This is a genomic window from Acidimicrobiia bacterium (assembly GCA_036271555.1).
GTDB lineage: Bacteria > Actinomycetota > Acidimicrobiia > IMCC26256 > PALSA-610 > DATBAK01.
Genome location: DATBAK010000039.1, coordinates 69,853 through 77,688, shown reverse-complemented (window position 1 = coordinate 77,688; position 7,836 = coordinate 69,853). Strand labels below are relative to the sequence as shown.

Genomic DNA, 7,836 nt, shown 5'->3' with positions numbered 1-7,836 from the left:
GTGCGCTCGCGTCTCTCGCTGCTGCCGCGCTTCCGCCGCCGCTTGATGGCGGTCCCGTACGACCAGGGCCGGCCGATCTGGGTCGACGACACGCGACTCGACATGACCTACCACGTGCGGCACACCGCGTTGCCGAGGCCGGGGTCGTGGGAACAGCTGATCGCGCTCACGACGCGCGTGCAGGAGCAACTGCTCGACCGCGAGCGCCCGCTGTGGGAGCTGTGGTTCGTCGAGGGTCTCGAAGACGGCAAGGTCGCGATGATCCAGAAGACGCATCACTCGCTGGTCGACGGCGTGTCCGGTGTCGACGTCGCGACGCTCCTCCTCGACCCGAGTCCCGACTACGTGCCGGCCGTCGTGGAGGACTGGACACCGGAGCCCGCGCCGAGTCCGTCGCAGCTGCTCGTCGAGACGCTGCGCGAACGCGCGACGGAGCCCGGCGAGTTCCTGCGATCGTTCCGTTCGTTGTTGCGCGGCCCGCGGCAGGCCATCGAGCGCGCGACCGAGCTCACCCGTTCGCTCGGCACGATGGTGAACACCAACTCCATCGCGCCGCGCACGTCGATCAACGGGCACACCGGGCGGCACCGCGTGCTGTCGGTGGTGCGCGTCCCGCTGGCCGACGTGAAGATCATCCGCACGGCACTCGGCGGAACCGTCAACGACGTGTTGCTCGCGGGCGTGGGTGCCGGACTCGGCCGCCTGCTCACGACGCGCGGCGAAGACATCGAGGGGCTGAGTCTGCGCGCGCTGATCCCGGTGTCGGTGCGATCCGACGATCAGTCGGGAACGCTCGGCAACAAGATCTCGGCGATGTTCGTGTCGCTGCCCGTGTACGACGCGCACCCCGTCGAGCGGCTCGACGCGATCGCCGAGCAAACGGCGGACCTGAAGGAGAAGCGCCAGGCGCTCAGCGCGGGGCTCATTCTCAACGTCGGCGACTACGCGCCGCCCACGCTCATGAGCCTCGCGGGCCGCGTGATGCACCGCCAGCCGTTCGTGAACCTCGTGGTCACGAACGTCCCCGGTCCGCAGCAGCCGCTCTACCTCCTCGGTGCGCGGCTCATCGAGGCGTTCCCGATCGTTCCCTTGACGCGCAACACCACGATTGTGGTGGGCATCCTCTCGTACGACGGCACGATGCACTTCGGCCTGTGGGCCGACCGCGACGCCGCGAGCGACCTCGAGGTCCTGGCCGGCGGCATCGAAGACGCCTTCGCCGAGATGCTCAAGGTCGCGGGGGAGTAGTGGGATTCGGGCGTTCGGTACCCTGCAACGCGTGACCGATACGCAACCGAAAGCCACGCGCCCGCCCCGCCAGGAGCAGGAGCCGGCGTCGGAAGAGGTCACCGAGGTTTCGCCCGGCGTGCTGCGGATGCAGCTGCCGATCTGGATGCCGGGCCTCGGTCACGTGAACATGTACGGGCTCGTCGACGACAAGGGTGTCGCCGTCGTCGACCCCGGTCTGCCCGGCCCGCAGTCGTGGAAGGCGTTGAAGCAGCGACTCAAGGCCGCGGGCTTCCGCATGCGCGACGTGCACACGGTGATCGTGACGCACTCGCATCCCGACCACTTCGGCGGCGCGGGCCGGCTCGCGAAGCAGGCGGGCGCGCCGATCGTCACGCACCACGCGTTCTCGACCTGGACGGTCAAAGGGCCGAGCGCGCAGCGCGCGCTGAGCGAGGGAGAAGCGCGCCGGCTCGAGCACGAGGCTGCGGCCGTCGCGCAGTCGGTCGACGTGCACCCCGACGAGATCCCGACCATCGCCGACGAGGACGCGCGCGGTGTCATCCCCGACGACACGTCGGAGACCGAGACGACGTCGAAGCCGTGGGGCACGCCGACACCGTGGGGCACGACGAATCCCGGACCACCGTTCAAGCGCCGCGTGATGATCCGCGCGTTGCGCATGCTCTTCACGCCGCCGGAGCCGTCGCAGCGCGTGCACCACGGTGAGCATCTCCGCCTCGCGGGTCGCGAGTGGCAGGTGCTGCACACGCCCGGTCACACCGTCGACCATCTGTGTCTCTTCGATCCCGAGACCGGCACGCTGCTGGCGGGTGACCACGTGCTCCCGACGATCACGCCGCACGTCTCCGGCGTGGGTCACGGCGACTCGTTGCGCTCCTACCTCGCGACGCTCGATCTCGTCGCGCAGCTCGACGGCGTGCGGCTCGGGCTGCCCGCGCACGGCGTGCCGTTCGACGACGTGCCCGGCCGGGTCGACGCGATCAAGCGTCACCACGAAGAACGGATGGAGCAGCTGCGCGCGGCATCGCTCGCGCTCGGTGCGGCGAGCGTCGTCGACCTCTCGCACGAGGTCTTCCCGAAGAAGCACTGGGGCACGATGGCCGAGAGCGAGACGTTCGCCCATCTCCAACACCTCGAGCACGCGGGCCAGGCCGAGGCGTGGACCGACGACGGAAAGCTCTACTACCGCGTGGCGCCCCGCAGCTGAGCGAGCGCAGCTGCCGGTGCTACGTCGTGGGCGATGTCGGCCGCGTGGCCGGAGGCTTCTTCGTCGTCGGTGTCGTCTTCGCGGTGGTCGTGGGCGCGACCGGCGCAGTGGTGGTCGTCGTACGCGGCGTCGGCGGGCGCACGCCCAACGCGTGCGACGGGGTGCCGACGACGTACACGGGCATGCCGACGTGCAGGTAGTTGTGGAAGTAGTCGGCGACCTTCATCGGGATGCGCACGCAGCCGTGCGAGGCCGGGTAGTTCGGCACCTCGGGGTAGCCGTGAATCGCGATGCCGCCGTCGAAGTAGAACGGCTTGTAGAGGTGGCCGAGCTTCGACGTACGCCAACCGTCGATGTAGTGCGTGAAGGCGAACTGACCGGGCGGCGTGACCGCGTACTGACAACCGGAGTCGCCGCCGCAGAACGCGTACCCACCGCCGCTCGACACCGTGACGATCTGCTTGATCCAGTTGTGCTCGTAGAGGACGAGGTACTGACCGTCGAGTGAGACCTCGACTCGGTCGGGCGGCGCGCCGGCCGGCGCCAACGGCTTCGGCCACTTGAAGAACGTGAGCGCGACCTGCACCGCGTTGCCGATGTCGCCGTCGCGCGGCAGACCCTCGACCTTCTCGACCGCGTCCACCGCGTACGCGGTCGAGGAGTCGTACACACCGTCGATCGGACCCGGGTCGATGTGCAGCTGCGCGAGTCGCTGCTCGTACGCGAGCACCGTGGGTCCGCGGTCACCGATGTGCAGACCGCCCGCGGTCGGCATCGCCTTCGCCGGCGGTTCCGGCTGCACCGGGATCGTCGTCGTCGTCGGCATCGGTCGCGTCGTCGTGGTGGTGCTCGCGGTCGACGCGGTCACGTGCGCGGGTGCGAACGTCGGGAGCGTGCCCGCCGCGGCGCTGCCGCCACTGCCGAATCCGAAGACGTACGTGTACGCGCCGACGAGCACGGCGCAGGCCGCGACGATCGAGGACGTCACGATCAGCAGACGCAGACGCTTGTGCACGGCGAGGGGTTCCTGCAGACAGCCGGGGAGACCGCACTTTACCGGACGGTGATCACCGATCCGGGGACAGGCAGAGCCCGTCCGAAAGGCCGCTTACGAAGGCGTGGGCTGCGATTCCTGCTCGAGCAGCCGCTCCAACGCGGCGTCGTCGAGCGCGGCGATGCGGAGATCGAGGAGGACGTCGAGGACCTCGTTGGTCGCGATCAGATCACGCGACGCGAACTTCTCGAGCGCCACGTCGATCAGATGAACGATCCGGTCCTGGTTCATCGGGATCCTCCCTACCTCGTTCGTTCACGGTAGCCGCTGGTATGTACCCCAACGCGCGCGCGGAGATTGCGAGTCCGTGAACCTCGTCACAGTTGGACTCCGTTCCCGCAGGAACGGTCGGGTCGCCCGGCGGCACGACCGACTGGTCGAGTGAGGCGTCAGGAGCGGCGGGCGCAGCGAGCGCGACCAGAAGTCATTGGTCGAGAGCCTGCTGGAAGGTGTTCCAACCGAGGGTCGCGCACTTGATGCGCACCGGGAACTTCACGACGCCCTGCAACGCCTCGAGATCGCCGAGCCGTACACCTTCGAGGTCGGCCGCGAGATCGGAGCCGTCGCTCTCGCCTTCGAGCTTCGACTCGTGGATCGACATCATCGCCTTGAACGCGCGGATCAGCTTGCGCGCCTCGTCGATCGACTTGCCCTTCACGGCCGCGCTCATCATCGACGTCGAGGCCTGTGAGATCGAGCAACCCTGACCCGAGATCTTCACGTCGCGCACCGTGTCGGTCTCGGGGTCGATCTCGACGTAGAGCACGACCTCGTCGCCGCACAGCGGGTTGAAGCCCTCGACCTTGCGCGCCGGCGGTACCGGCAGCTCACCGCGGTTTCGCGGCGAACGGTAATGGTCGAGAATGATCTCTCGATAGAGGTCTTCGAGGCCCGGCATCGCTTCGATCCTAAACCTGTGTCATCCCGTGAAGAATTGTTGGGCTCGTCCGAGCGACTCGACGAGCGCGTCGACGTCGGCTTCGTCGTTGTAGACGTACGTCGAGGCCCGGGTCGTCGCCGGCACGCCGAGCTCCCGCATGAGCGGCTTGGCGCAGTGGTGGCCGGCCCGCACGCACACGGCATCGCCGTCGAGCACCTGGCTCACGTCGTGCGCGTGGATGCCGTCGAACAGGAACGACACGGCGCCGCCGCGCACCGAGATGTCGAGCGGTCCGTACACCTTGAGCGAGTCGGGGAAGTGCTCGCGCAGGCCGTCGAGCATGTAGCGCGTGAGCCGCATCTCGTGCTCGCGTACGGCCGGCATCCCGAGCTGCTCGAGGTAGTCGATCGCCGCCGCGAAGCCGACCGCTTCGGCGATCGCCTGCGTGCCGGCCTCGAACTTCCACGGCAGCTCGTTCGTCGTGAAGCCGTCGAGGCGAACGTCGCGGATCATCTCGCCGCCACCGAGGAACGGCGGCATCGCGTCGAGCAGCTCCTCGCGACCCCACAGCGCGCCGATTCCGCTCGGCCCGAGCATCTTGTGCGCCGAGAACGCAACGAAATCGGCGTCCCACGCCTGCACGTCGGTGGGCGCGTGCGGCACGAACTGGCACGCGTCGACGAGCACGAGCGCATCGCGCGCGTGGGCGGCGTCGGCGAGGAACCGAATGTCGTTGATGGTGCCGAGCACGTTCGACATCGCGGAGATGCCGAGCAACGACGCGCCGTCGAGCAGGCGGTCGAGGTCGGTCAGATCGAGCTGGTAGTCGGCGGTCATCGGGATCCACCGCAGCTCGATGCCGCGCTCGGCGGCCAGGATGTGCCACGGCACCACGTTCGCGTGGTGTTCCATGTGGCTGAGCACGACGACGTCGCCTTCGTGCAGGTTGGCGCGCCCCCAGCTGTACGCGACGAGGTTGATCGCCTCGGTCGCGTTGCGGACGAACACGACGTCGCGCGACTTCGGTGCGTTGATGAACGACGCGACGCGCGCACGGGCGGCTTCGAACGCGGCGGTCGACTCCTCCGCGATCGTGTAGACGCCGCGATGGATGTTCGCGTAGTAGTTCCGGTAGCAGTCGTCCATCGCCGCGAGCACCGACTCGGGCTTCTGCGACGACGACGCGGAGTCGAGGTACACGAGCCGCTTGCCCGCGACCTCGCGCCGGAGGATCGGGAAGTCGCGCTTGATGCGCGCGACGTCGAGAACTGCGCTCATGCGGCTCCGACCTCCGGCGCTCGATCCGCACGGTGAGGGGTTGCGCCGATGCCGACCGCGCGCTCGGTCTGCGCCTCGCTGCTCATTTCGCACCCGCCGCGGCGCGGAAGGCGTCGAAACCTTCGTTCTCGACGGTACGCGCGAGCTCGGGTCCCCCGTTGGCGACGACGCGGCCGTCGAGCAGCACGTGCACGTGGTCGGGCACGAGGTGCTCGAGGATGCGCTGATAGTGCGTGATCAGCAGGATGCCGAGCTCGGGCCGGTCCTTGCGCACCTCTTCGATGCCGCGGCTCACGATGCCGAGCGCATCGATGTCGAGACCGGAGTCGGTCTCGTCGAGCACCGCGACATCGGGCTGGAGGAGCGCCATCTGGAGGATCTCGTTGCGCTTCTTCTCGCCGCCCGAGAACCCTTCGTTCAGGTAGCGCTCGGTGAAGCGCAGGTCCATCCCGAGCCGCTTGGCCCAGTCGAGCAGGTTCATGCGGACCTCGAGCACCGAGAAGTCGTCGATGCCCTTGCGGGTCGCCATCGCCTGGCGCAGGAAGTTGAGGACCGACACGCCGGGGATCGCCTCGGGGTGCTGGAAGCCGAGGAAGAGACCGCGGGCCGCCCGCTCGTTGGCGGGCAGGGCGGTCACGTCCTCGCCCTTCAGCAGGATGCGGCCGGCGGTGACCTCGTAGGCCGGGCTCGCCATCAGCGTGCTCGCCAGCGTCGACTTGCCCGAACCGTTCGGCCCCATCAGGGCGTGGATCTCGCCGGGTCCGACCGCGAGCGAGACACCCCGGAGGATCTCCCGCTCGGCCACGCGCACGTGGAGGTCGTCGAGGGCGAGGATGGGCGGCGCCATGGGCGCCATTGTAATAACACTACGGCCGTAGTGGAAATCCCGCGGGCGGGAGCGACTACCTGTGTCCTCGGAGCGCCGGAGAGGGCGGGTTCGGGCCACAGTTGCGGTGGATGCGGCGATCGGGCGCGGCAGACTGCCGGAGATGACCTCGCTCGACGTGCGGCACCGCTTCCCGGGCCTGGCCGACGGTTGGGTGCGCTTCGACGGACCGGCCGGAACCCTGCCGGTCGACACCTCGATCGCGGCGATGCAGGACTACCTGACGAGCCCTGCGCCCGCGAACGTCGGCGGCACCTTCGCCGCGAGCGAGCAGACGACGGCGATGGTGGCCGAGGTGCGCGAGGAGGTCGGGCGGTTCCTCGGTGCCGCGGGCGAGCAGGTGATCTTCGGCGCGAGCTCGACCGCGCTGGTGTTCCACTACACGCGCTCGCTCGCACGCACGTGGAACGGCGGCGAGCGGATCGTGTGCACGCAGCTCGATCACGACTCGAACATCACCCCTTGGGTGTTCGCGGCGCGCGACGCGGGCGCCGAGGTCGCGCTCCTGCCCGTCGATCCGCGCGATGGCACGCTCGATCTCGCCGACCTCGAGCGCGAGCTCGCCCGCGGCGGCGTGGCATGGGTCGCGCTCACCGGCGCGTCGAACCTCAGCGGCTTTGCTCCGGACCTGCGCACCGCGGTGCGGCTCACGCACGACGCGGGCGCGCGTCTCCATGTCGACGCGGTCGCGCGTGCACCGCATCTCCCGACCGACGTGAACGGGTGGGGAATCGACTCCCTCGTGACGTCGCCCTACAAGTGGTACGGGCCGCACGCGGGTGTGCTGGTGCTCCAGCCGGAACTGCTGCGCGGCGTCGAGCCCTACCGCGTGCGCCCCGCCGACTACGACGGGCCCGAGCGGTGGGAGACGGGCACAGGCCAGTTCGAGGTGATGGCGGGGGTCGGCGGCGCGGCGAAGTTCATGAACGAGCAGCCGTGGCCGGCGGTGACCGCGTCGGAGGCCGCACTGCTCGAGCGGCTCGAACACGGTCTGCGCGCGGTGCCGGGCGTCACCGTCTACGGACCGCCGAACGCCGAAGGGCGCGCGCCGACGACGATCTTCAACGTCGGCGAGCGCGCGGCGCTCTCGGTTGCGGAGGAGCTTGGTCGGCGGCGCATCGCGGTGTGGAGCGGTGACAACTACGCGTGCGAACTGATCGACGCGCTCGGTCTGCGGGCGCGCGGCGGCGTCGTGCGCGCGGGCGTCGTGCGCCACACGAACGAAGACGACGTCGACGCGCTGCTCGCCGCGATCGCGGAGATCGCGGGAACCTCGTAGC

Annotated in this window: 8 protein-coding genes; 3 read left to right on the top strand and 5 right to left on the bottom strand. The window is 69.4% G+C overall.

The genetic code is table 11. The features are described 5' to 3' along the window. On the top strand, positions 1-1,248 hold a 1,248-nt coding region (locus VH914_10905), incomplete at its 5' end, for a wax ester/triacylglycerol synthase family O-acyltransferase (protein HEX4491706.1). A 31-nt stretch (positions 1,249-1,279) separates the two neighbouring features. After that, positions 1,280-2,458, top strand: a complete 1,179-nt coding sequence (locus VH914_10900) for an MBL fold metallo-hydrolase (protein HEX4491705.1) — start codon at positions 1,280-1,282, stop codon at positions 2,456-2,458. A 19-nt stretch (positions 2,459-2,477) separates the two neighbouring features. Here VH914_10900 and VH914_10895 read toward each other — a convergent pair whose 3' ends face one another. The 5 genes from VH914_10895 to sufC form a co-directional block, all read right to left on the bottom strand. Then, positions 2,478-3,473 (bottom strand): L,D-transpeptidase family protein, encoded by a 996-nt coding sequence (locus tag VH914_10895; GenBank protein ID HEX4491704.1) that lies wholly within the window; start codon positions 3,471-3,473, stop codon positions 2,478-2,480. Positions 3,474-3,566: 93 nt separating this feature from the next. Further along, positions 3,567-3,743, bottom strand: coding sequence for a hypothetical protein (locus VH914_10890; protein HEX4491703.1), 177 nt, complete (start codon positions 3,741-3,743; stop codon positions 3,567-3,569). 193 nt (positions 3,744-3,936) lie between these two features. Further along, positions 3,937-4,410, bottom strand: coding sequence for an SUF system NifU family Fe-S cluster assembly protein (locus VH914_10885; protein ID HEX4491702.1), 474 nt, complete (start codon positions 4,408-4,410; stop codon positions 3,937-3,939). Positions 4,411-4,431: 21 nt separating this feature from the next. Further along, the gene (locus VH914_10880; protein ID HEX4491701.1) at positions 4,432-5,670 is read right to left on the bottom strand and encodes a SufS family cysteine desulfurase; all 1,239 of its coding nucleotides are present in this window, start codon (positions 5,668-5,670) and stop codon (positions 4,432-4,434) included. An 82-nt stretch (positions 5,671-5,752) separates the two neighbouring features. Then, positions 5,753-6,517: a Fe-S cluster assembly ATPase SufC gene (gene sufC, locus VH914_10875; GenBank protein ID HEX4491700.1), complete on the bottom strand. Its 765-nt coding sequence runs from the start codon at positions 6,515-6,517 to the stop codon at positions 5,753-5,755. Positions 6,518-6,659: 142 nt separating this feature from the next. On the opposite strand from sufC, the gene VH914_10870 reads away from it, so the two are divergent. After that, positions 6,660-7,835 carry an aminotransferase class V-fold PLP-dependent enzyme gene (locus VH914_10870; protein HEX4491699.1) on the top strand — a complete coding sequence of 392 codons (1,176 nt, stop codon included), beginning with the start codon at positions 6,660-6,662 and terminating at the stop codon, positions 7,833-7,835. Position 7,836: the final 1 nt, after the last annotated feature.